Annotated in this window: 16 protein-coding genes and 3 pseudogenes; 10 read left to right on the top strand and 9 right to left on the bottom strand. The window is 65.5% G+C overall.

Translation table 11 applies throughout. The annotated features are described in order from the left end of the window. From AC630_RS40840 to ligA, 5 genes and pseudogenes are all read left to right on the top strand, one after another. Positions 1 to 584, top strand: a pseudogene (locus AC630_RS40840) (cell division protein FtsZ); the annotation flags it as partial. 364 nt (positions 585 to 948) lie between these two features. Then, the gene (lpxC, locus tag AC630_RS40835; RefSeq protein WP_074123995.1) at positions 949 to 1,911 is read left to right on the top strand and encodes a UDP-3-O-acyl-N-acetylglucosamine deacetylase; all 963 of its coding nucleotides are present in this window, start codon (positions 949 to 951) and stop codon (positions 1,909 to 1,911) included. Positions 1,912 to 2,164: 253 nt separating this feature from the next. Further along, on the top strand, positions 2,165 to 3,067 hold the full coding sequence (locus AC630_RS40830; RefSeq protein WP_074123993.1) for an outer membrane protein assembly factor BamD: 903 nt from the start codon (positions 2,165 to 2,167) through the stop codon (positions 3,065 to 3,067). A gap of 13 nt (positions 3,068 to 3,080) precedes the next feature. After that, complete coding sequence (recN, locus tag AC630_RS40825) at positions 3,081 to 4,754, top strand: DNA repair protein RecN (protein WP_074123991.1); 1,674 nt, start codon at positions 3,081 to 3,083, stop codon at positions 4,752 to 4,754. A gap of 160 nt (positions 4,755 to 4,914) precedes the next feature. Further along, positions 4,915 to 7,068 (top strand): NAD-dependent DNA ligase LigA, encoded by a 2,154-nt coding sequence (ligA, locus tag AC630_RS40820; protein WP_074123989.1) that lies wholly within the window; start codon positions 4,915 to 4,917, stop codon positions 7,066 to 7,068. Between the two features lie 101 nt (positions 7,069 to 7,169). Here ligA and AC630_RS40815 read toward each other — a convergent pair whose 3' ends face one another. Then, positions 7,170 to 8,450, bottom strand: coding sequence for a multidrug effflux MFS transporter (locus tag AC630_RS40815; RefSeq protein ID WP_074123987.1), 1,281 nt, complete (start codon positions 8,448 to 8,450; stop codon positions 7,170 to 7,172). 352 nt (positions 8,451 to 8,802) lie between these two features. Then, positions 8,803 to 10,633, bottom strand: a pseudogene (locus tag AC630_RS40810) (aminopeptidase P family protein). Positions 10,634 to 10,821: 188 nt separating this feature from the next. Between AC630_RS40810 and AC630_RS40805 the strand changes: the two are divergent. Next, entirely contained in the window at positions 10,822 to 11,001 is a 180-nt protein-coding gene (locus tag AC630_RS40805) for a hypothetical protein (RefSeq protein ID WP_074123986.1), read from the top strand. Positions 11,002 to 11,166: 165 nt separating this feature from the next. Here the strand turns inward: AC630_RS40805 and AC630_RS40800 are convergent, their stop codons facing one another. Then, the gene (locus AC630_RS40800) at positions 11,167 to 12,054 is read right to left on the bottom strand and encodes a 50S ribosomal protein L11 methyltransferase (RefSeq protein WP_074123984.1); all 888 of its coding nucleotides are present in this window, start codon (positions 12,052 to 12,054) and stop codon (positions 11,167 to 11,169) included. A 163-nt stretch (positions 12,055 to 12,217) separates the two neighbouring features. On the opposite strand from AC630_RS40800, the gene AC630_RS40795 reads away from it, so the two are divergent. Further along, complete coding sequence (locus AC630_RS40795) at positions 12,218 to 12,373, top strand: Flp family type IVb pilin (protein ID WP_143198713.1); 156 nt, start codon at positions 12,218 to 12,220, stop codon at positions 12,371 to 12,373. A gap of 298 nt (positions 12,374 to 12,671) precedes the next feature. Here AC630_RS40795 and AC630_RS40790 read toward each other — a convergent pair. Together AC630_RS40790 and AC630_RS46050 are read right to left on the bottom strand one after the other, a co-directional pair. Beyond that, positions 12,672 to 14,283: pseudogene (locus AC630_RS40790) on the bottom strand (phytoene desaturase family protein). 107 nt (positions 14,284 to 14,390) lie between these two features. Next, the gene (locus tag AC630_RS46050) at positions 14,391 to 14,543 is read right to left on the bottom strand and encodes a hypothetical protein (RefSeq protein ID WP_167561383.1); all 153 of its coding nucleotides are present in this window, start codon (positions 14,541 to 14,543) and stop codon (positions 14,391 to 14,393) included. Here AC630_RS46050 and AC630_RS40785 point away from each other — a divergent pair. Beyond that, a complete protein-coding gene (locus AC630_RS40785) occupies positions 14,542 to 16,821 on the top strand; it encodes a spermidine synthase (RefSeq protein ID WP_074123981.1) in 2,280 nt (759 codons plus the stop codon). The genes AC630_RS46050 and AC630_RS40785 overlap by 2 nt on opposite strands. A 141-nt stretch (positions 16,822 to 16,962) precedes the next feature. On the opposite strand, the gene AC630_RS40780 is transcribed toward AC630_RS40785, so the two are convergent. Then, positions 16,963 to 17,946 carry a glycerophosphodiester phosphodiesterase gene (locus AC630_RS40780; protein ID WP_074123980.1) on the bottom strand — a complete coding sequence of 328 codons (984 nt, stop codon included), beginning with the start codon at positions 17,944 to 17,946 and terminating at the stop codon, positions 16,963 to 16,965. A 223-nt stretch (positions 17,947 to 18,169) separates the two neighbouring features. Then, positions 18,170 to 18,952, bottom strand: coding sequence for a L,D-transpeptidase (locus tag AC630_RS40775; RefSeq protein ID WP_074123978.1), 783 nt, complete (start codon positions 18,950 to 18,952; stop codon positions 18,170 to 18,172). Between the two features lie 314 nt (positions 18,953 to 19,266). Between AC630_RS40775 and AC630_RS40770 the strand changes: the two genes are divergently transcribed. Beyond that, the gene (locus tag AC630_RS40770) at positions 19,267 to 19,590 is read left to right on the top strand and encodes a hypothetical protein (protein ID WP_074123975.1); all 324 of its coding nucleotides are present in this window, start codon (positions 19,267 to 19,269) and stop codon (positions 19,588 to 19,590) included. Between the two features lie 113 nt (positions 19,591 to 19,703). Here AC630_RS40770 and AC630_RS40765 read toward each other — a convergent pair whose 3' ends face one another. Both AC630_RS40765 and AC630_RS40760 read right to left on the bottom strand, forming a co-directional pair. Beyond that, on the bottom strand, positions 19,704 to 20,465 hold the full coding sequence (locus tag AC630_RS40765) for an ABC transporter permease (RefSeq protein ID WP_074123973.1): 762 nt from the start codon (positions 20,463 to 20,465) through the stop codon (positions 19,704 to 19,706). Further along, a complete protein-coding gene (locus AC630_RS40760) occupies positions 20,462 to 21,385 on the bottom strand; it encodes an ABC transporter ATP-binding protein (RefSeq protein WP_074123971.1) in 924 nt (307 codons plus the stop codon). Before AC630_RS40760 ends, AC630_RS40765 begins: the two co-directional genes overlap by 4 nt. Before the next feature lie 276 nt (positions 21,386 to 21,661). On the opposite strand from AC630_RS40760, the gene AC630_RS40755 reads away from it, so the two are divergent. Further along, a partial coding sequence (locus tag AC630_RS40755) for a hypothetical protein (RefSeq protein ID WP_074123970.1) occupies positions 21,662 to 22,313 on the top strand: 652 nt, incomplete at its 3' end.

The following is a 22,313-nucleotide window of genomic DNA, read 5'->3' as shown; positions in this document are numbered from 1 at the left end:
CCATTGCCGCCGCCGTCGCGGACGCCCCGCAGGCTCCTGCGCCGATGCAGACCTACGGTGACGTCACCGTGCGCCCGATCGCACAGAAGCCGACCCTGTTCCCGGAGCCGGAGCAGGCCTCGGTTGCGATGCAAGAGCCGATGACGCCCGAAAACTTCATCCCGCCGCAGGCCGAGCGTCCGCCGGTCCGTGCGCCCAGGATGCCGCGTCTCGAGGAACTGCCGATGCCGGCCCAGGCCGAGCTTCGCCAGGCCCGCGGCGAGGTCGAGGAGGAGACCCCGCAGAAGACCCGCCTGTCGCTGCTGCAACGCCTCGCCAATGTCGGCCTCGGTCGTCGCGACGAGGAGAGCGAGCCGCCGGTCGCAGCCCGCGCCGCCGGTCCCGCGATGCCGCCGCTGCCTGATCGCCGCCCGCAGAAGACCGTGGCGCAGCAGATCGCAGCCAGCGAACCGGTATCGGAGTATGCCCGCCGTCCCGCGCCGCAGGGTCTGGACATGCATGGCCGCCCGGCGCCTGTTGCGCCGGCGCCACAGGGCGACGACCATCTTGATATCCCGGCCTTCCTGCGGCGTCAGGCGACCTGAGGATTGTTACACTAAGGCAGACGAAAAAAGGTCCCGGCGGGAAGCTTGCCGGGACCTTTCCTTTTGCCCCGGGAGCGCCCGAACTGCCCGGTCAAGCAACTGATTTTAAATCATTAATTATCTATTCGGTGGTTCAGTAATGCTGCGGATAGCGGCCCTGAACTTCGGCGCAATTTGGTTAAGCCTTGGCGCGAATACGGCAGGTTTGGGGTAACAATCGGTAAAAAAGCGTGAGTTGGCGCTGTTTGAGGCAGTGACTATGGTTCGCCGTGACTTGGGGATACGGAGATTCGCAACCGTCGGCACTGGCCGGCCAAGCGGGTCCAGTATAAGTCGCGATGGGTCGTAGTGGGGCGGATTCCTGATGAAGTTTAGCCGGCAAACAACGCTTCGTGCGCAAGCCTCCGTGGCAGGCGTAGGCGTTCACTCCGGTCTTCCCGTCACTCTCACGCTTGGGCCTGCGCCTGTCGACGCGGGTTTTATTTTTGTCCGCACTGGCCTCGAGGGAAGTGACCGCGAAGTTCAGGCAACCGCCGAGCAGGTGGTCGCGACCGACTTTGCCACCGTCCTCGGCGATCGCGACGGCCCGCTGGTCTCCACTGCCGAGCATGTGCTTGCTGCGCTGCGCGGCATGGGCGTCGACAACGCCACCATCGAAATCGACGGGCCGGAAGTGCCGATCATGGACGGAAGCGCCGCGGCCTTCGTTGCAGCAATCGACCAGGCCGGCATCGTCAGCCAACCGGCGCAGCGCCGCTTCATTCAGGTTTTGAAGCCGGTCTCGGCCAAGATCGGCGACTCCTTCGGTGAGATCCGGCCCTATGCCACCGGGTTCCGCGCCGAGGTCGAGATCGACTTCACCAATCCCGTCATCGGCCAGCAGAGCTACGCCTTCGACCTCAATCCGGAGCGTTTCCGCCGCGAAGTCGGGCGCGCCCGGACCTTCGGCCTGATGTGCGATGTCGCCCGGCTCTGGAGCGCGGGCTACGCACGCGGCGCCTCCTTCGACAACACGGTCGTGTTCGACGACGAGCGGCTGCTCAATACCGAAGGCCTGCGCTACGCCGACGAATGTGCCCGCCACAAGGTGCTCGACGTGATCGGCGACCTCGCGCTGGCCGGCTTGCCGCTGCTTGGCGCCTATCGCTCGCTGCGTGGCGGCCACAAGCTCAACCACGCTGTCCTGTCCGCGCTGCTGGCCGACCGTACCGCCTGGCGGGTGGTCGAGGGCGAGGCGGCCCGCCGTAGCGCGCGTCCCGTGGGCGAAGTCGGTCGCGGCATCGTCGGCGGCCGGATCGCGGCGGCCTATGGGCCGGACGTATCCTGACAGATCTGTTGTCGCAGGCATTGGTCGCGACTTACTCCCCGGGAAACTCCTGGTAACCATGATCCGCTAGCATTGCGGCAATTTCGCCTTAATCCGGGCGGAATGCCTGCCTATCCGGTGGGTTAACGATCGTTTTTCGGTTACACCTGCGTGGTCGCTTGGCAGGCACCACGGTCACATTTCGCGCCCATGACTCACGCCATGACTCATGGGCTGGCGGGCACCGCATCACAGGGCGTCAGGTCTTAAATTCATGTCGGCACAGCGTATGACGCGCGGGTATCTTTCGGTTTCGCCAAGGGCTTCGATCGGTGCCCGTAGGCTCCTTCAGGCCGCCACCTTCATCGTGCTGGCGCTGCCGCTGGCCGGCTGCGGTACCGGCTCGCTCTGGGACAAGTTCACCGCCAAGGACGACACCTTCGTCGAGGAGCCCGCCGACAAGATCTACAATGAGGGCCTGTACCTCATGAACGAAAAGAAGGACATGAAGGCGGCGAACAAGAAGTTCGAGGAGGTCGACCGCCAGCATCCCTATTCCGACTGGGCCCGCAAATCATTGCTGATGTCGGCCTATGCGTCCTATCAGGGCGGCGACTATGACGGCTGCATCGGCGCCGCCACCCGCTACGTCACGCTGCATCCCGGTAGCCCGGACGCGGCCTATGCGCAGTATCTGATCGCGGCATCCCATTACGACCAGATCCCGGACATCAGCCGCGACCAGAGCCGCACCGAGAAGGCGATCGCAGCGCTCGAAGAGGTGGTGCGCAAGTATCCGAACTCGGAATATGCGACCTCCGCCAAGGCCAAGATCGAGGGTGCGCGCGACCAGCTCGCCGGCAAGGAAATGAACGTCGGCCGCTATTACGCGCAGAAGCGCGACTACACGGCGGCGATCAACCGCTACAAGGCTGTGGTCACGCAGTACCAGACCACGCGCCATGTCGAGGAGGCGCTGTTCCGGCTCACCGAGGCCTACATGGCGATCGGCATCGTCGGCGAGGCGCAGACGGCGGCGGCCGTGCTCGGGCACAATTTTCCTGACAGCCGCTGGTACAAGGACGCATATAATCTTGTAAAATCCGGCGGTCTCGAACCGAGCGAGAATCAGGGGTCATGGATCAGCCGGACCTTCAAGAAGATGGGCCTCGGCTAGGAAATCTGATTCCATGCTGGCGCGTCTGTCGATCCGTGACATCGTCCTGATCGAACGGCTTGATATCGAATTCGCCACCGGTCTTGCGGTTTTGACGGGCGAGACCGGTGCGGGCAAATCCATCCTGCTCGATGCCTTTGCGCTGGCGCTCGGCGGCCGCGGCGACGCCGGCCTCGTGCGCCACGGCGCGGAGCAGGGGCAGGTTACCGCCGTCTTCGATATCCCCAAGAATCACCCCGCAGCAAACATCCTCGCCGAGAACGGCCTGGACGATACCGGCGAGATGATTCTCCGCCGGGTCCAGCTCGCCGACGGCCGCACCCGGGCCTTCATCAACGACCAGTCGATCAGCGTGCAGACGCTGAAGGCGGTCGGCGCCGCCCTGGTCGAGATCCACGGCCAGCACGACGAGCGCGCGCTGGTCGATGCTGCCACCCACCGCCGCCTGCTCGACGCCTTTGCCGGCCTCGAAAAGGACGTGGCGGCCGTCGAATCGCTCTGGGATGCGCGCCGCACTGCCAACACCGCGCTGGAGGAGCATCGCGCCGGCATGGAGCGTGCCGCGCGCGAAGCGGATTACCTGCGCCATGCCTCGGACGAGCTGAAGCAGCTCGCGCCCAAGGACGGCGAAGAGACCTCGCTCGCCTCCCGCCGCACCACGATGATGCAGGGCGAGAAGATCGCCTCCGACCTGCGCGAGGCGCAGGAGGCGGTCGGCGGCAACCATTCGCCGGTCGCGGCGCTGTCGGCCGCGGTGCGCCGGCTGGAGCGCCGTGGCGTCAATTCACCGGCGCTGGTCGAGCCTGCGGTGAAGGCGATCGACACCGCGATCAACGCGCTAGAGGAAGCCGACCAGCATCTCCAGGCGGCGCTCGCCGCAACCGACTTCGACCCGGCCGAGCTCGAACGCATCGAGGAACGCCTGTTCAGCTTGCGCGCCGCCTCACGCAAATATTCGACGCCGGTCGACGGGCTCGCTGCGCTCGCCGCCAGATATGCCGCCGATGTCGTACTGATCGATGCCGGCGCGACCCGGTTGAAGAAGCTGGAGCAGGCCGCCATCGAGGCCGATGCGCGCTATGCCACTGCAGCCAAGAAACTGTCGCTGGCGCGGCAGAAATCGGCGGAGAAGCTCAACAAGGCCGTCAACGCCGAGCTCGCGCCGCTCAAGCTCGAGCGCGCCAAGTTCATGACCCAGGTCGAGACCGACGAGGCCGCGCCGGGTCCGCAAGGCTTCGATCGCGTCGAGTTCTGGGTGCAGACCAACCCGGGCACCAAGCCGGGCCCGCTGATGAAGGTCGCCTCGGGCGGCGAGCTCTCGCGCTTCCTCCTGGCCCTGAAGGTCGTGCTGTCAGACCGTGGCTCAGCGCCAACCCTGGTGTTCGACGAGATCGATACCGGCGTCGGCGGCGCGGTCGCGGACGCCATCGGTGGGCGCCTGGCGCGCCTTGCCAGCAAGGTCCAGGTGATGGCCGTGACCCATGCCCCGCAGGTCGCTGCGCGGGCCGACCAGCACCTGCTGATCTCCAAGGACGCCCTCGACAAGGGCAAGCGCGTCGCCACCCGCGTCAACGCACTCGCCGCCGATCACCGCCGCGAGGAGATCGCGCGGATGCTCGCCGGCGCCGAGATCACGGCCGAGGCGAGGGCGGCAGCGGAACGGCTGCTCAAGGCGGCGACGGCTTAGGTCTCGTGTCCCGGACGCGCGCAGCGCGCGCCGGGACCCAGAATGCCGCCAAATGGGCCCCGGCTCTGCAGCGCACCGCCGAAGAAGCGCTGCGCTGCGTCCGGGGCACGAGACTGTTCCCGCCTTTACCCTCCGGTCCGCTCCGTCGTATTCAAGCACCATGGCAAGAGCAGCAAAATCCAGACCGCTTCGCGACGTCGCCGACCTCACCAAGGCGCAGGCCAAGGTCGAGCACATGCGGCTGGCCCTCGAACTCGAAGGCCACGACAAGCGCTATTACCAGGATGACGCGCCCACCGTCACCGACGCCGAATATGATGCGCTGCGCCAGCGCTTCAACGCGATCGAAAAACGCTTTCCTGAATTCGTCAGCGCGGAATCGCCCTCGCAGAAGGTCGGCGCGGCGCCGTCGGGGCGCTTCAAGAAGGTGCGGCACTCCATTCCCATGCTGTCGCTCGACAACGCCTTTGCCGAAGAGGACGTGCGCGACTTCGTCGGTCGCATCGTACGTTTTCTGAAGCTCGACGATGACAAGGTCGATTTCTCCGCCGAGCCGAAGATCGACGGCCTCTCGATGTCGCTGCGCTACGAAGGCGGCGAGCTCGTTACCGCGGCGACGCGCGGCGACGGCGCGGAAGGCGAGGACGTCACCGCCAACATCCGCACGCTCGAAGACGTGCCGCAGAAGCTGAAGGGCCGCAACGTCCCCGACATCTGCGAGGTGCGCGGCGAGGTCTACATGACCAAGAAGGCGTTCCTCGCGCTGAACGAGCGGCAGAAGGCGGCCGGCGACACCATCTTTGCAAATCCGCGCAATTCGGCGGCAGGCTCGCTCCGGCAGAAGGATCCGACCATCACCGCCTCGCGCCCGCTCGGCTTCTTCGCCTATGCCTGGGGTGAGATGAGTGCGGGTGCGATGCCGGAGGACACACAGAGCGGCATGATCCGCTGGTTCGAGCGCTGCGGCTTCAAGACCAATCCGCTGACCAAGCTCTGCCATTCCGTCGAGGAGCTGCTCGCCTTCCATCATTCCATCGAGGAGCAGCGCGCAAAACTCGACTACGACATCGACGGCGTCGTCTACAAGGTCGACCGCATCGACTGGCAGGAGCGGCTCGGCTTCGTCTCGCGCACGCCGCGCTGGGGCATCGCGCACAAATTTCCGGCCGAGCGCGCCATGACGGTGCTGCGCGACATCGAGATCCAGGTCGGCCGCACCGGCTCGTTCACGCCCGTAGGCAAGCTCGAGCCCGTCGGTGTCGGTGGCGTGATCGTGCAGAACGTGACGCTGCATAATGAGGACTACATCAAGGGCATCGGCAACAAGGGCGAGGTATTGCGCGAGGGCCGCGACATCAGGATCGGCGACACCGTCGTGATCCAGCGCGCCGGCGACGTCATCCCGCAGGTGGTCGACGTCGTCCTCGACAAGCGGCCGAAGGACGCGAAGGAATTCCACTTCCCGAAGAAGTGCCCGTGCCCGCTGCACACCGACGTCACGCGCGAGGAGACGGCGGCAGGCGAAGAGGGCTCGCGCGCCCGCTGCACCGGCGAGTTCGCCTGTCCCTACCAGAAGATCGAGCACCTCAAGCTGTTCGTGTCGCGGCGTGCCTTCGACATCGACGGGTTAGGCGAGAAGCAACTCCAGTATTTCTTCGATGAAGGGTGGGTGAAGGAGCCCGCCGACATCTTCACGCTGGAGAAGCGCAATTCGAAGCTCAAGCTCGAGGAGATCGAGGGCTACGGTGCGACCTCGGTGCGCAACCTGTTCGGCGCCATCGAGAGCCGGCGCAAGATCGCGCTGGAACGCTTCGTCTATGCACTCGGCATGCGTCATGTCGGCGAGACCACGGCGCTGGCGCTGGCGCGCGGCTACGGCTCCTGGGATGCCTTCCACGATGCCTGTCTCAAGGTTGCCAGGGGCGACGAAGAGGCGATGGCCGAGATGGACGCGCTCGACCAGATCGGCGACACCGTGATCAAGAGCATCGCCGATTATTTCGGCGAGAGCCACAATCGCGGCATCGTCGAGCGCCTGACGAAGGAGGTCGAGATCATCGACGCCGAGAAGCCGAAGAGCAACTCGGCCGTCGCCGGCAAGACGGTCGTGTTCACGGGCTCGCTCGAAAAGATGACGCGCGACGAGGCCAAGGCGACCGCGGAGCGGCTGGGCGCGAAGGTGTCGGGCTCGGTATCGAAGAAGACCGATCTCGTGGTCGCCGGCCCTGGCGCCGGCTCGAAGCTCGCGGAAGCCAACAAGCACGGCGTCAAGGTGCTCACTGAAGACGAGTGGCTGAAGCTGATCGGGGAGTGAGGATTTCTTCGTCATTGCGAGCGAAGCGAAGCAATCAGAGTTTTTCCGCGGTGACAGTCTGGATTGCTTCGCTTCGCTCGCAATGACGGGCGTGCCGCCCGTCACATCATCCCGGTCTCTTCCTCCTCAGCCTGCTCGATCAGCGTCTCGCTCACCACGACCTCGCGGCGGGGGACGACGAAGATCATCATGCAGGCGCAGAGCAGCGAGATCGCGAGGACCGCGGAGGTGAGCGGCAGCGTCGTTGCGGAGTGGCCGCCGAGATAGGCGCCGAATTGCGACATCAGCGCGCCGATGCCTTGCTGGAGGAATCCCATCGCGCCTGACGCGGTGCCGGCGGCCTCGGGGCGGATGCTGATCGCGCCGGCCGCGGAATTCGCCATCACGAAGGCATTGCCGGCCATCACGATCATCTGCGTGCCGAACAGCCAGGCGGGCGCCTCGTTCCAGCCGGCGAAGCTCCACGTCAGGTTCAATAGGCTGCCGCAGAGCTGCAGGCCGAGCCCGAGCCAGATCAGCCGTTCCAGCGAGTGCCGCGGCGCAAAGCGCACGCAGAGCAGGTTGCCGACGAGGTATGCAAAGCCCGTTGTCGCGAACCACGCGCCGTATTCGGCGCTGGTCCGCCCCATCTGGGTCACCACGATGTAGGGGCCGCCGCCGGCGAAAGTGAAGATGATCTGGGAAGCGAGCACCTGACACATCACGTAACCGACGAAGGCGCGGTTTCGGATGAGGATGCCGACGTCGCCGCGAAAGCCGCTGCTGGTGGCGCGGATGCGACGCGTCTCGGGCAGCGCCAGCGCGATGCCGGCCGCGACCGCGATCGCGCCGATCGTGATGGCATAGAAGATCGCGCGCCAGCCGAACGCGGTTTCGATCAGGCCGCCGGTGAGCGGGGAGACCATCTGCCCTATCATCAGGGCCGCGATCACGAGGCTGATCATGGAGGCGACGCGCTCGCGCTCATAGATGTCGCGGATGATGGCGCGGCTCACCACCATGCCGGCGGCGCCGCCCAGCGCCTGGAAGAAACGCGCGGCGATCAGTTGCGGCAGGGTTTGCGCGAAGATGCAGGCGACGCTGGCCGCCACCATCAGGGCGAGGCCCGCAAGCAGCACCGGGCGCCGTCCGAACCTGTCCGACAGCGGTCCCATGATGAGCTGCGACAGCGCGATGCCGACCATGTAGAGCGACACCGTCATCTGTGCGACCGAGATGTCGCTGCCGAAGTTCGTCGCAAGCACCGGCAGCGCCGGAACCAGCATGTAGAGCGAGATCGGCGCGATCCCGGTCATGACGGCCAGCAGCAGCAGCACCACGCGCGAGGTCGCGAGGTTCTTGGTTGCTGCCGTGTCCGGCGGCTTGCTGATCATGCCGTGCATGCGTGTCCGTCTCTCGGGGAATCGAATTTGACTGTAGCGTGCACGCGCAAGACGGATATCGGCGTTTCGGAATGCGGCTATACGGATTCCGGGATGGTTGTGATGAGGCGCGCGAAGGGACCGGCGATCTACGGAGTGGCGCGATCTGCGCGCCGCATCATCGGTGTCATTCCCCGCCACCGGGTCTCGCCTTTGGCGAGCCCGATGACAGGCTCCGGCGGGGAATCCAGTACGCCGCGGCCTCTCCGGACACGTTTGTCGTCTCTGGAATACTGGATGCCGCGCCTTCGCGGGGCATGACAGCGACGGTGGAGAAGCAGCGTTGCGCAAATCGCGTAGCGCCATGCGCGCGCTATGGCGTCAGCTCCGCCGTCGCCTGGTCGAGCCACGCCTTCGTCGCCTCATCCAGCGCCGGCCGCACTTCGGCGCGGACGCGGGCGTGATAGGCATTGAGCCAGTCGAGCTCGTCCTTGCTCAGCATTGTCACGTCGATCAGGCGCCGGTCGATCGGCGCCAGCGTCAACGTCTCGAACGCGTTCATCGGCTTCTCGGCGCCCTTGATGTCGGCAGCGACCACCAGCTCGAGATTCTCGATCCGGATGCCGAAACCGTCGGTCTTGTAGTAGCCGGGTTCGTTGGAGAGGATCATGCCGCGCTTCAGCGGCGCGGTGCCGAGTTTTGAAATGCGCGCTGGCCCTTCGTGCACCGAAAGATAGCTGCCGACGCCGTGGCCGGTGCCGTGCTCGAAATCGACACCGGCGGTCCAGAGATATTGCCGCGCCAGCGTGTCGAGCTGCGCGCCGGTGGTACCGTCGGGGAAGACCGCCCGTGCGATCGCGATGTGGCCGCGCAGCACGCGGGTGAAGCGGTCGCGCATCTCGTCGGTGGGCTCGCCGACCGCCATGGTGCGGGTGACGTCGGTGGTGCCGTCTTCATATTGCGCGCCGGAATCGATCAGCAGGAGATCACCGGGCGCGATGCGCCGGTTGCTCTTGCGGGTGACGCGGTAGTGCACGATGGCGCCGTTCGGGCCGGTGCCGGAGATGGTCGGGAATGACACGTCCTTCAGCGCGCCGGTGTCGCGGCGGAACGTCTCAAGGGCCTCGACCGCGTCGATCTCGGTGAGCTTGCCGCTTGGTGCCTCGCGATCGACCCAGGCGAGGAAACGCGCCAGCGCCACGGCATCGCGCCGGTGCGCCGTCTGGGTGCCCTTGATCTCGGTCGCGTTCTTGACCGCCTTGAGCAGCGCAATCGGATCGCTGCCCCGCACCGGCTTGCCGCCGGCGCCCGCGATCAGCCGGCTGAGCGCGTCGGCCGCGGTGGCATTGTCGAGCGCGATCGATCCGCCGCTCTTCGCCAGCGCCATCAGCGTCGGCGCCATCGCATCGGGCTCGCGCACGTCGGCGGACTGCTCGAGATGGTCGCGCGTCAGGTTGGAGAGTTTGCGGTGGTCGATGAAGACGGTCGGCCGGCCGTCCTTGGGCACCAGCGCATAGGACAGCGGCAGCGGCGTGTGCGCGACATCGGCGCCGCGGATGTTGAAGGTCCAGGCCACCGCATGACTGTCCGACAGCACCAGCGCGTCGACGCCGAGCTTGCCGATCTCGCTCCTGATCTGCGTCAACTTCTCGGCTTCAGTGACGCCGGCATGTTGCAGGCCGTGCACGGCGACGGGGGCGAGCGGGGGGCTGCGGCCGGTCCTGCCAGATCGCGTCGACCGGATTGCTGTCGACGGCAACCAGTTCGGCGCCGGCCTTGGCGCAGGCTGCGGACAGACGCTCGGCTGCCGCAAAAGTGTGCAGCCATGGATCAAAACCTAGGCGGTCACCTGCCTTCAGGTGCGCCGACACCCAGTTTTCCGGCGGTGGATCAATCAGCGATTCCACGGCCCAGGCCTTTGCGTCGACCTGCTTGGCTGCCTGGATCGTGTAGCGGCCGTCGACGAAGACCGCGGCCTCATGGGCGAGCACCACCGCCAGTCCCGCCGAACCCGTGAAGCCGGTCAGCCAGGCGAGTCGCTCTTCTGATGGCGCCACGTACTCGTTCTGCTGCTGGTCGGCGCGCGGAATGACGAAGCCGGTCAGCTTGCGGCGGGCGAGTTCTTCACGGAGTGCGGCCAGCCGCGCCGTCAACGCGACGCCCGCCTCGGGCTCCTCGAAAGTCTGGAAGTGCGCTTCGAACATGATGGGCTCAGTCTAGGATCATGGGGATCAGTCCGCAATGTAGACGCATTTGCCTCGCATCTGGCACGGACTGTGCTTGAAAATATTCCATTCGAATTGAGTGGAGTAAAGGATGCGGCAGTTGCGCTTCGTCCGGACAACAGGGAAATTCGAGCAAGTGGTTCATCTCAACGGCGAGGGGAAACACGATGCCTGCGTTCTCGTTTGAGAAGATTTCGCCGCCGGTGCGCCGCGCCCCGGCCGCATCGACACCGAAGAAGCCGCGCGGCCTCATCAGCCAGATGATCGATCGTCTCGCCGAGCGGCGCGCCCGGCGCGCCTTGCGGGGCGAGCGCGCGATGCGCCGGGACGGGAAGGCGGCGGAGTAGCGTCGCGTCGGGATTTCGTAGGGTGGGCAAAGGCGCAACGCGCCGTGCCCACCATCTTCATCTTTCCGGATTCGCGGACAGAGTGATGGGCACGCGGAGCCTGTCATCGGGCGCGCATTCGCGCGACCCGTTGGCCCTGCCCACCCTGCGGCAGCTTTGGTCGCCTCACCCGACCTTCTGCAGCAGCAAACTGCTCCACCCCTCTATCCGCAGGTGCCGCAATGGCACGAGGCCGCGGGCGCGGTAGGCGGCGATGACGGCGGGGGCCTGGTGGGTCAACAGGCCGGACAGGATGACATGGGCGCCGGGCGCAAGATGCCGCGCCATCGGGCCCGCCAGTTGCCGTAACGGATTGGCAAGGATGTTGGCCAGCACCAGGTCGAACGGGCCCGCCCTTCCAAAATCCGGCGCGGCGAAGCCGGTGGCGCGAATCACCCGCACATAATCGCCCACTTCATTCAGCGTCGCGTTCTCGGCCGCGACCCGCACCGAGGGCGGGTCGATGTCGGAGGCGAGCACCCTGCGATGCAGCGCCTTCGCCGCCGCGATCGCCAGCACGCCGGTTCCGGTGCCGAGGTCGAGCACGCTTCTTGGGCGGGAACTCTTCAGGACGTGGTCAAGCAACAGTAAACAGCCGCGGGTGGTGCCGTGGTGGCCGGTGCCGAAGGCAAGCGCCGCCTCGATCTCGATGGCGAGCTTGTTCGGCGCCACGCGGTCGCGGTCATGGCTGCCGTGCACGACGAAACGTCCGGCCGGGACCGGCACCAGATCTTCAAGGCTGGCCTTGACCCAGTCCTTGGCCTCGATTGTGTCGAAGACGAGCGTGGCGGCGATCTCATTTCCAGCCGAATTTGCAACGAGTTCGTGCAGCAAGGCCTGGTCCGGCGCCTCGGCGAAATGGAGCGTGACGTCCCATTGTCCGTCCGGCCGCTCGAAGGCGGCGACCGCGGCGTCGCCCTCGAAAAACACCTCGGTGAGGACATCGACAACACGCCTAGCGGCGGCCTCATTGCCGATCGAAAAGCTGGCGCGGTGGGTGGGGGAAGTCTGCATCTGGGGTCCGCTGAGTTCAAATTTTTGGAACTTTTGCTCTCAATTTTCCGCATAACTTGCAACTCGGGGATTAACTTGGCCGAAGGTTGCAGCCCGTAGATTTTCGGGTGTTGGGGCCAACCCACACAACTCGAAATCGAAACGGAGGCGAGTCTTGAAGCACATGGTTCAGAAGTTCTGGTCGGATGAGTCCGGGGCAACCGCGATCGAATACGGCCTGATTGCAGCCGGTATCGCGCTCGCGATCATCACCGTGGTGAACAGCCTGGGCACCACGATGAACGAAAAGTTCGGTTCGATTAGCTCCTCCTTGAAGTAATTTCCGCCTCCCATTTCCCAGCGGGGGCTGTTCTCTTCATAGCTGTTTTTGACCTGCGCCCGTTGGGGGATTTGCCCCCGGCGGGCGAAGTCGTTTTGCCGTGTGGTTCTTAGGCGGTATCCACAGGTTGTCCGCCCCTTTGATCGGGCGCCATCCACCGGCTTTCCTCGTCATTGCCCTGCGGTTTTCCATGGCCTGTCCACGGCCTTTCCCCTAGCCTGTCCCAACGGTCTTGTCTGGGCATCCCCGGCCTGACCCACACACCTGCCAACAGCCTGTCCACAACTCATTCACAGACTTATCCACGGCCTGCGAACAGCGCGCGGTGATCCCGCAGGATCACGCGAGCGGCGTTGTGACCGGGGGGCGCCGGTGACGCCGCCGCCGGGGTGGGCGCCGGAGCCGCAGTGATAGAGGCCCTTCAGGGGCCCGCGATAATCGGCGTGGCCCAGCATCGGCCGCGCCGAGAACAGCTGGTTCAGCGTCAGCGCGCCGTGGAAGATGTCGCCGCCCAAGAGGCCGAACTGCCGCTCGAGGTCGAGCGGTGACAGGATCTGGCGGCCCAGGACACTCGCCGCAAAGCCGGGAGCGTATTTGTCCACCGTTGCGATCATGAGGTCGGCCACTTCATCGCGATGGTCGTCCCACGACTTTCCATCGGGAAGCTCCGGCGCGACGTGCTGGCAGAACAGGCTCGCGACGTGTTTTCCTTCGGGCGCCAGCGTGTCGTCGAGCGTCGAGGGGATCAGCATCTCGACGATGGGCTCCCGGCTCCAGCCTTGCGCCCGCGCATCGAGGTAAGCGCGATCCATATAGCCGAGGCTCGGTGCCAGTATGATGCCCGAGGTGAGGTGATCGCCGTCGCCTGGCAGCGCGGTGAAGGAGGGCAGGCGGTCCAGCGCCACGTTCATGCGGAATGTGCCGGAGCCATTCTTCCAGTGACGGATGCGGGCGAGGAAGTCCGCGGGCAGCGCGTCGGCCGCGATCAGCCGCGTATAGAGCAGCTTTGGATTGACGTTGGCCGCGACATATTTCGCGCGAATGGTCGTGCCGTTCTCCAGCACGACGCCGACGGCGCGGTCGCGCTCGACGATGACCTCGCGCACGCCGGCATCCGTGTCGATCGCGACGCCCCGGTCGCGCGCGGTGCGCGCCATCGCCTGCGTGATCGCGCCCATGCCGCCGATGGCGTGGCCCCAGACGCCCTTCTTACCGTTCACCTCGCCGAAGGCGTGATGCAGCATCACATAGGCTGAGCCCGCCGCGTAGGGGCTGGCGTAATTGCCGACGATGGCATCGAAGCCGAACAGCGCCTTGACCAGATCATGCTCGAAACGCTCGTCGAGCATCTCGCCGGCCGAGCGCGTGAAGAGATCGAGCAGGCTGCGGCTCTGCTCCAGCGTGAGGCCGCGCAGGATGTTGGCGCTCTGGAACGCGTTGACGGCCTCGCGGATTGCGCTCGTGCCAAAGCCTTCGAGCAGGTTCGGCGGCGCACGCAGCACGAATTGCCGCAGCACGTCCGCGATGTCCTCGAGCTCGCGCGAGAAGCCATCGAGCACATCAGCGTCGCGCGCGCTCAGCCGCGCGACCGACTCCTTCGTCCGTCCCTCGCCGGTGAGGAGATAGCTGCCATCCGGCGCCGGCAGGAAATTCTGGGCGCGCCGTTCGACGACGCGCAGGCCCTGCTCGGCGAGTCCCAAATCGCGGATCACCTTCGGATTGAGCAGGCTCACGGTGTAGGCCGCGACCGAATTGCGGAATCCGGGGTGAAACTCCTCCGTGACCGCCGCGCCGCCGACCACCTTGCGCCGCTCGACCACGCGCACGCGCAGGCCCGCCATCGCGAGATAGGCCGCGCAGGTGAGGCCATTATGGCCAGCGCCGATGATGACGACGTCGGTTTCGGTCATGAAGGGTTCAAGTTGTTCCGCTGTCATTCCGGGCTCGCCTCTCCGGGCCGCGCTTCGCGCGGTCCCGTTGAGGCGCCCCCGGGATCACGTTCTATATCAAGCAATCCTCACTGCAACATCACGAGCCCCTTTATTGCCCGTTCAGGCGCCTTGTGCTCCATTGCGCCCGCCCGGCGCCCGCCGGCGGGAATCGTCCGGCGCGTTGTCTCGCGCGAACCGGTGCCCACTTCGCTGGAAAACGCTTTTGCCGGAGCATCCATGGATTCGATCGTGCAACCCGCCGCCACGGAGCAGCCGTCCTCGTCGCGCAACCGGCTGCTGCTGACGGTCTACACCGCTGCGATCTTCGTCAGCGCGCTGCTGCTGTTCTCGGTGCAGCCGCTGTTCACGAAGATGGTGCTGCCGCGGCTCGGTGGCTCGCCGGCAGTGTGGTCGGTGGCAATGGTGTTCTTCCAGTCGCTGCTGCTCGGGGGCTACGCCTATGCGCATCTGCTGATGCAGGTGAGGAACCGCATCGTTCCGGTGGCGGTGCATCTCGTGCTGCTGGTGCTGGCCTTCGTCACGCTGCCGCTCGGCATTGCCTCCGCCTATGGCGAGCCGCCGGCTTCCGGCTATGCATTCTGGCTGCTCGGCCTGTTCGTGATCTCGATCGGACTGCCGTTCTTCGCGCTCGCCGCCAACAATCCGTTGCTGCAAGCCTGGTTCGTCCGCACCGGCCATCCCGCCGGGCACGATCCCTATTTCCTCTATGCCTCCTCCAACATCGGCAGCTTCCTCGCCCTGTTGTCCTATCCGTTCCTGCTGGAGCCGATGTTCACGCTGCACACGCAGAACCGGCTCTGGACCGGCGGCTATGGCCTCCTGATCGTTCTGATCGCCGCCTGCGGCGTACTGCTCTTGCGCTCGCCGAAGCTGGCAGTCGTCGACGCGCGAACCGAGGATGCGCGGGCGCCGGCGCCTGGTCTCGTGACGCGGCTGCGCTGGATCTTCCTTGCGGCGGTGCCGTCGGGCCTGCTCATCGCGGTGACCGCGCACATCTCGACCGACGTCGCCGCGGCGCCGCTGCTGTGGGTGTTGCCGCTGTCGCTGTACCTGCTGACCTGGGTTGTGGTGTTCCAGTCGCGACCGCTGTTGCCGCACAAATGGATGCTGGCACTGCAGCCGGTCGCAATCGCGGGCGTGGTCGTCCTGCTCGCCTTCGGCGGGGAGCAGAACCTGTTGCTGACGCTCGGCGGCCATCAATTGTGCTTCTTCATCATCGCCATGGCCTGCCATGGCGAATTGGCGCGGACCCGGCCGGCCGCGAAATATCTCACCGGCTTCTATGTCGCGCTGTCGTTCGGCGGCATGGTCGGCGGCCTGTTCGCAGGGCTCGTCGCGCCCTTCACCTTCTCATGGATCGCCGAATATCCGATCCTGATAGCGCTTGCCGCGCTGTGCCGGCCGTCGGCGAACGAGCGTCTCGCCGGCATCGTCAAATGGTACTGGCTGGCACTCGCCGCGCTCGCGGTGGCGCTGGTTGCGCCGTCCTACACGACGGGCGAGCTCTCGACCTGGTTCGAGGATCACCGCGTCTGGGTCGCCGGCGCCGTCGGCGTGCTCGCCGCGCTGCTGGCCCTGGCGCTCAATGCCGGCCGCTGGAAGATCTTCGCCACTGTCGCGCTCGCGCTGGCGTTGATCCGGATCTATCCGGCGGACGAAGGCCGCGTCACCACTGTGCGCAGCTTCTTCGGCGTGCACAAGATCGTGGAGACGCCGGGCGGCTATTTCCACGTGCTGATGCACGGCACGACCATCCACGGCGCCGAGCGCTTCCGCAACAATGACGGCACGCCGGTCACCGGCCGGCCCGAGCCGATCACCTATTATCATAAGGACGGCGGCATCGGTCAGGCCATCACCGCGATCCGCGAGCGCAAGGGCGCGCCGCTGAAGGTCGCCGCGATCGGCGTCGGATCGGGCACGCTCGCCTGCGCCGCCGAGCGAGGGGAGAGCTGGACGTTCTTCGAGATCGACCAGTCGATGGTCGATGCGGCGAGTGATCCGAAGAATTTCCGCTACATCTCGAGCTGCCTGCCGAACCTCAAGCCGGTGATCGGCGATGCGCGCCTCACCTTCGCGAAGGAGCCGGACGGCGCCTATGATCTCATTATCGTCGATGCCTATTCGTCGGATGCAATCCCGATCCATCTTGCGACCGAAGAGGCGATGAAGATCTACAAGGACAAGCTCGCTCCGCACGGCGCCGTGGTGATGCATGTCTCCAACCGGCATCTCGATCTTGAAACCGTCGTGGTCGGCATCGCCGACGCCAATGATCTGAAGAGCTGGGTCTACAACGAGGATTCGGGCCGCGACGCCGACTACATCTTCTCGACCGACGTCGTCATCTCCGCGCGCGAGGACGCCGATGTCGGCAAGCTCGCCTCCTCCAAATCATGGGAGCAGACCGAAGCCGACGACAGGGTGCGGGTCTGGACCGACGACTATTCCAACATCCTCGGCGCGCTGTACCGGCGTTTACGGGACGGAGAGTAGGCCGTAACGACACCATCTCGTGCCCCGGACGCGGCGCAGCGCGTAGCGGTGCGCTGCAGAGCCGGGGCCCATAGTTTCTGGGTCCCGGCTCTGCGTCGCGTCATTTCATGCCGCGACGCATCCGGGACACGAGACCGAGGTTCACGGCACCACCGGCGTCCCCACCGGCAACGCAATTCCCTTCTCGCCGGCGACTTGCCGCAACAGGTCCGGGCGATCCGAGATAATGCCGTCGACGCCGATCTCGATCATGCGTGCCATGTCGTCGGGCTTGTTGACCGTCCACACCACGACGCGCAGTCCGAGCGTATGGGCCTCGGCGATCAACGCCGCGGTCACATCGCCGAAATAGGGCGACCAGATCGCGCCGCCCGCAGCCTTGATCGTCCGCGGCAGCGAGCCGCCGTGATCGGCCGGACTGAAGCCGGCCGTCCAGCTGGTCGCCTTGTCGAGCGCGACCGTCTGGCCAAAACCGCGCTGGAGCGTCAGGTACACCGTTGGCATCTTCGGCGCCTGTTGCTGGACGAGCTGCAAGGTCCTCCAGTCGAACGACTGGATCATGACGCGGTCGGAAAATTCTTCGGCCTCGATCACTCGCAGCAGCTTCGCGACAAAAGCTTGCGGGTCGAGGGACTCGTCAGGATGGTTCGGATCGATCTTGGTTTCGATGTTGAAGCGCACGCGCGTGTTGCCGGACTTGCGCACCAGCGCGAACAGCTCGCTCAAGGCGGGAATGCGTGTCTGCGCCACGGCGCGCTGGTCGGGGAATTGTTTCGCGTACGCGCTGTCCGGCCGGATCTGGCCGACATCATAGGTCCTGACGTCGGCGAACTGCAATTTCACGAAGGGCGTGCCGGGCGGAGCGATGTAGGTGCCGTCGGCGCCGCGTGCGAGATCCGGATTGAGGCGGCGTTCATGCGAGATGACGACCTCGCCATCCGCGGTCACGCCGACGTCGAGCTCCAGCGTGTCCACGCCCATCGACAGCGCGTTGGCGAAGGCCGGCAGGGTGTTTTCCGGCAGCAGCGCCCGCCCGCCGCGATGCGCCTCGAGATCGAAGGCCATTGTCCGCCCCGCAGTGAGAAGTGACAGCACAGTCAAGATTGTCGCGGCACGTGAGGGCATGGCGGCTCGGAGGGCAAGCGGAAAAGGGTCGCGCCTGAACGCATTTTGGCGCGCATGGCTCGTTCTACATGTTTTCGCGCCTGTTGAAACCTTGGGCGGCAGCTTGGGTTGCGGCACGGCCGGCGGGCGCGACCTGACCCGATATCCCCGAGCCGATCGCCCGTGCCTTCGTCGATGCTTCGTGGAAGATCGTCGAACGCGGCAACGCCGCGTTCAGATAGCGTCAGTTCTGATAATAGCCGCGCGGCTGATAATACTGCCGGGGCTGCGGCTGATAGTAGTAGCCCTGCTGGCCAGAGCCCTGGTCGTAATAGGGCCGCGGTTGCTGCTGCTGCTGATAGACCTGCGCGTCGTAGAGCGGCCGGCTGCCGCGCGGCGCTGGATAGCGCGCGCCGGTGTCGCTGCCGTCGGCCGGATAGATGTAATTGTCGTCCTGCGGCATATAGCGGCGCGCGGGCTGCGCCGGCGGCGTCAGATTCATGGGATCGCCGGCGGCGCTGTACTGCTCTTCGGCTGGCTGCGTCGCGCGAGCAACCGCATTGGCGTTACGACCGCGCGGATTGCGCGCCAAGGCCACCTGCGCCGAACCGGTCAGCGTCACCGTGGTGTTGAGCACGCCCTGCTCCTGCACCAGCGCGTAGAGCGTCGACGCATTCTGGCGCGACAGCCGCACGCAGCCGTGCGAGGCGGGCGAGCCGAGGCGGCCGACCGAGTCGGTGCCGTGGATGGCGTGCCCGATTTTGGTGAAGAAGATCGAGTGCGGCATCGGCGCGTCGTCGAATTCCTTGGAGAAGTGATCCTCTTCCATGCGGAAGGCGCGGAATGCGCCGTTCGGCGTCTCGCGCGAGGGGATGCCGGTCGACACCGGCCAGTGGTAGCGCGTGACGCCGTCGACCACGACGGTCATCTGCTGATTGTCCTTGTCGATGGTAATGGCGACCTTGGCCTGCGCGCTGCCCGCGCTCAAAAGCAACAGGGAGGCGAGGGCAATGAATAAGGAGCGCATCTGACGTCTGGCCTCCGGCCTGTTCACGCAAGCGCCGCGGCTCTCCGTCCCCCGGCGTGCATTATCCCTGCAATCCGGCTTTCGTTCCAGCGGCCTGCCCACGCATCGTTAACGCGATGCCGGGCGTAAGCAAGGCCGCTTTGTGCCGCGCATGTCTCGGCGGCGCTGACATTTTCGCGAGCGCTGCGCGTTCACAACGCCGACAATTCGTCACAAAGTCGCAACCATTTGGCCGCCCCAGGCGTTGATCATCGCCACCCTCGACAGGCGGCGTTCGCCGCCGTTTACGCCGTATAATTCCCTTGGGATTGAAGATGAATAAAGCCCGTATCGCCGCCGCGCAGTTGCCGGCTGGCTTGCCCGTCCGCCTGCTGTTTGCAGCCGCCGCCATCCTTCTCGCCCTGTCGTCGCTGCCACCAGCCAGCCATGCCCAGGGCATTGTGCGCGGCGCCCAGGAGGGCTCCTACGAAGGCAACCGGATCGCCGGCCCGGTGGGCGGCGCGGTCGGAGGTGTCGTCGGTGCCGGTGTCGGCGGGGCCGTTGGTGCGGTCGAGGGCGTGTTCGGCATTCCCCATCATCGTTACCGTCATTGCCGTGGGTACTATGACGGCTATCATCGCTTCCACTGCTATCGCTGATGGTCATTCCGGGGCGCCCGAAGGGCGAGCCCGGAATCCATTCCTCCACCAACTCTGCCGCACGATGGATTCCGGGTTCGCGACTTCGTCGCGCCCCGGAATGACAGCGAGGCTCAATTCTTCAGCCGATAACCCGTGCGGAAGATCCACCAAATGATGGCCAGGCAGATCAGCAGGAATGCCAGCGTCATGCCGATGCTGATGCTCGGGCTGACATCGGCGATCTCGTAGAAGCTCCAGCGGAAGCCCGAGATCAGGTAGACGACCGGATTGAGCAGCGCCACCGTGTGCCAGGCCGGGGGCAGCATGTTGATGGAATAGAAGCTGCCGCCGAGGAAGGTCAGCGGCGTCACCACCAGCATCGGGATCATCTGCAGCTTTTCGAAACCGTCGGCCCAGATGCCGATGATGAAGCCGAACAGGCTGAAGGTCACCGCCGTCAGCACCAGGAAGGTCAACATCCAGACCGGATGGAGGATATGCAGCGGCACGAACAAGCCGGCCGTGGCGAGGATGATCAGGCCGAGGATGATCGACTTGGTCGCAGCGGCGCCGACATAGCCGAGCACGATCTCGAAATAGGAGATCGGCGCGGACAGGATCTCGTAGATCGTGCCGGCGAATTTCGGGAAGTAGATGCCGAAAGACGCGTTGGCGATGCTCTGCGTCAGCACCGAAAGCATGATCAGGCCGGGCACGATGAAGGTGCCGTAGCTCACGCCCTCGACCTCGCTGATGCGCGAGCCGATCGCGGCGCCGAACACCACGAAATAGAGTGAGGTCGAGACCACCGGCGAGACGATGCTCTGCAGCAGCGTACGCCAGGTGCGCGCCATTTCGAACAGATAGATGGCGCGGATGGCGCGGTAGTTCATGACGTCCTCACGAGGTCGACGAAGATGTCCTCGAGCGACGATTGCGTCGTGTCGAGATCGTTGAAGCGGATGCCGGCGTTGCGGAGGTCGCTGAGCAGGCTGGTGATGCCGGTGCGATCGCCCTTGGTGTCGTAGTCGTAGACCAGCGTCGCGCCGCTGTCGCAGAGGTCGAGCTTGTAGTGGGCGAGGCTGTCCGGCAGCACGTCGAGCTTGCCCTGCAAGTGAAGCGTCAGCCGCTTCTTGCCGAGCTTCTGCATCAACGTTGCCTTGTCCTCGACCAGCACGATCTCGCCCTTGTTGATGACGCCGATGCGGTCGGCCATTTCCTCGGCTTCCTCGATGTAGTGCGTGGTGAGGATGATGGTGACGCCGGACTGCTGGAGGGTGCGCACCACCTCCCACATGCCCTTGCGCAGCTCGACGTCGACGCCGGCGGTGGGCTCGTCCAGGAACAGGACCTGCGGCTCGTGCGACAGCGCCTTCGCGATCATCACGCGGCGCTTCATGCCGCCGGAGAGCGTGATGATCTTGTTGTCCTTCTTGTCCCAGAGCGAGAGGTCCTTGAGCACCTTCTCGATGTGGGCAGGGTTCTTCGGCTTGCCGAACAGGCCGCGGGAGAAGCTCACGGTCGCCCACACGGTCTCGAAGGCGTCGGTGTGCAATTCCTGCGGCACGAGGCCGATCAGCGAGCGCGCCTTGCGGTATGAGGTCTGGATGTTCTCGCCGCCGACAATGACCTGGCCCTCGCTCGGATTGGCGATGCCGCAGATGATCGAGATCAGCGTGGTCTTGCCCGCGCCATTCGGCCCGAGCAGCGCAAAAATCTCGCCGCGCTTGATGTCGAGATTGACGTTTTTGAGCGCCTTGAAGCCGGACCCATAGGTCTTCGACAAATTGGCGACGGAGATGATGGAGGACATAATGGCCGGAAGGCTGGGGGAGGGAAGGCTGGAACCCGGCCCGGGAGGGCGGCCAGCGGAGCCCTGAGATAGGAAGGCACCTGTCCGGCCGCAATCGGCTGGAGAAAAATGGTCTCAAAAGAGGCCCTTAGGTGGCAGGTTTCGGGCGACTGTTGCGCAACAGTCACGGACTGCGGCTAAGATCGTCGCTCACGCGGCTCTTTGTTGCGTCCGCGAGCAGGCCATGGCTACGATTCCGGCCAATCGCGAAGCGTATTGTCCCCAGGGAAAACATCGATGAGATCGAACGGCCGTCACACCGCCGGCGCCAGCCGGTTGTCCGCCCTCCGTGTGTGGGCGATGTGCCTGCTCCTGCTGTCAGCTATTGCCATCAGCCCGACCACCGCCAAGGCCGCGCCGAGCCAGGCTGCGACCGCAACCACGCACGTCTATCTGCTCCGTGGCGTGCTCAACATCTTCTCGCTCGGCCTCGACACGATCGGCGCCCGGCTGCAGGCGCAGGGCATCCCGGTGACGGTTGCCAATTTCGTCTCCTGGTCCTCGCTTGCCGATGAAGCTGCGGCCAATTATCGGGCGGGCCGGCTCAAGACCATCATCCTGGTCGGCCATTCCTCGGGCGCGACCGCGCTGCCCGACATGATCGCCAAGCTCAACCAGCTCGGCGTTCCCGTGAAGCTCGCTATCGGTCTCGACTCCGTGTTCAAGACCAAGCTGTCGACCGGCGCCGAACGCTACATCAACATCTATATCGGCGATGGTCCTGGTGAGCCGGTGCGGGCCGCGGCTGGCCTCCGCGGCAAGCTCGACAATGTCGACGTGCGCGGCACCGGCGTCGGCCACATCTCGATCGACAAGAACGAGGCGATCCAGCGCCGCGTGATCGCGGAGATCGACGCCGCGATCATGCGCTCGCGCGCGCCGGCGGCCC

Source organism: Bradyrhizobium sp. AS23.2, from assembly GCF_001908185.1.
GTDB lineage: Bacteria > Pseudomonadota > Alphaproteobacteria > Rhizobiales > Xanthobacteraceae > Bradyrhizobium.
The sequence above is the reverse complement of the archived record's forward strand: the minus strand, read 5'-3'. Positions and strand labels throughout refer to the sequence as shown.

Excerpts from the sequence above, each read along its gene's own strand:
- lpxC (WP_074123995.1), top strand. The coding sequence starts at position 949 with ATGAAGTTTAGCCGGCAAACAACGCTTCGTGCGCAAGCCTCCGTGGCA.
- AC630_RS40830 (WP_074123993.1), top strand. The coding sequence starts at position 2,165 with ATGTCGGCACAGCGTATGACGCGCGGGTATCTTTCGGTTTCGCCAAGG.
- recN (WP_074123991.1), top strand. The coding sequence starts at position 3,081 with ATGCTGGCGCGTCTGTCGATCCGTGACATCGTCCTGATCGAACGGCTT.
- ligA (WP_074123989.1), top strand. The coding sequence starts at position 4,915 with ATGGCAAGAGCAGCAAAATCCAGACCGCTTCGCGACGTCGCCGACCTC.
- AC630_RS40815 (WP_074123987.1), bottom strand. The coding sequence starts at position 8,450 with ATGCACGGCATGATCAGCAAGCCGCCGGACACGGCAGCAACCAAGAAC.
- AC630_RS40805 (WP_074123986.1), top strand. The coding sequence starts at position 10,822 with ATGCCTGCGTTCTCGTTTGAGAAGATTTCGCCGCCGGTGCGCCGCGCC.
- AC630_RS40800 (WP_074123984.1), bottom strand. The coding sequence starts at position 12,054 with ATGCAGACTTCCCCCACCCACCGCGCCAGCTTTTCGATCGGCAATGAG.
- AC630_RS40795 (WP_143198713.1), top strand. The coding sequence starts at position 12,218 with ATGGTTCAGAAGTTCTGGTCGGATGAGTCCGGGGCAACCGCGATCGAA.
- AC630_RS40785 (WP_074123981.1), top strand. The coding sequence starts at position 14,542 with ATGGATTCGATCGTGCAACCCGCCGCCACGGAGCAGCCGTCCTCGTCG.
- AC630_RS46050 (WP_167561383.1), bottom strand. The coding sequence starts at position 14,543 with ATGGATGCTCCGGCAAAAGCGTTTTCCAGCGAAGTGGGCACCGGTTCG.
- AC630_RS40780 (WP_074123980.1), bottom strand. The coding sequence starts at position 17,946 with ATGCCCTCACGTGCCGCGACAATCTTGACTGTGCTGTCACTTCTCACT.
- AC630_RS40775 (WP_074123978.1), bottom strand. The coding sequence starts at position 18,952 with ATGCGCTCCTTATTCATTGCCCTCGCCTCCCTGTTGCTTTTGAGCGCG.
- AC630_RS40770 (WP_074123975.1), top strand. The coding sequence starts at position 19,267 with ATGAATAAAGCCCGTATCGCCGCCGCGCAGTTGCCGGCTGGCTTGCCC.
- AC630_RS40765 (WP_074123973.1), bottom strand. The coding sequence starts at position 20,465 with ATGAACTACCGCGCCATCCGCGCCATCTATCTGTTCGAAATGGCGCGC.
- AC630_RS40760 (WP_074123971.1), bottom strand. The coding sequence starts at position 21,385 with ATGTCCTCCATCATCTCCGTCGCCAATTTGTCGAAGACCTATGGGTCC.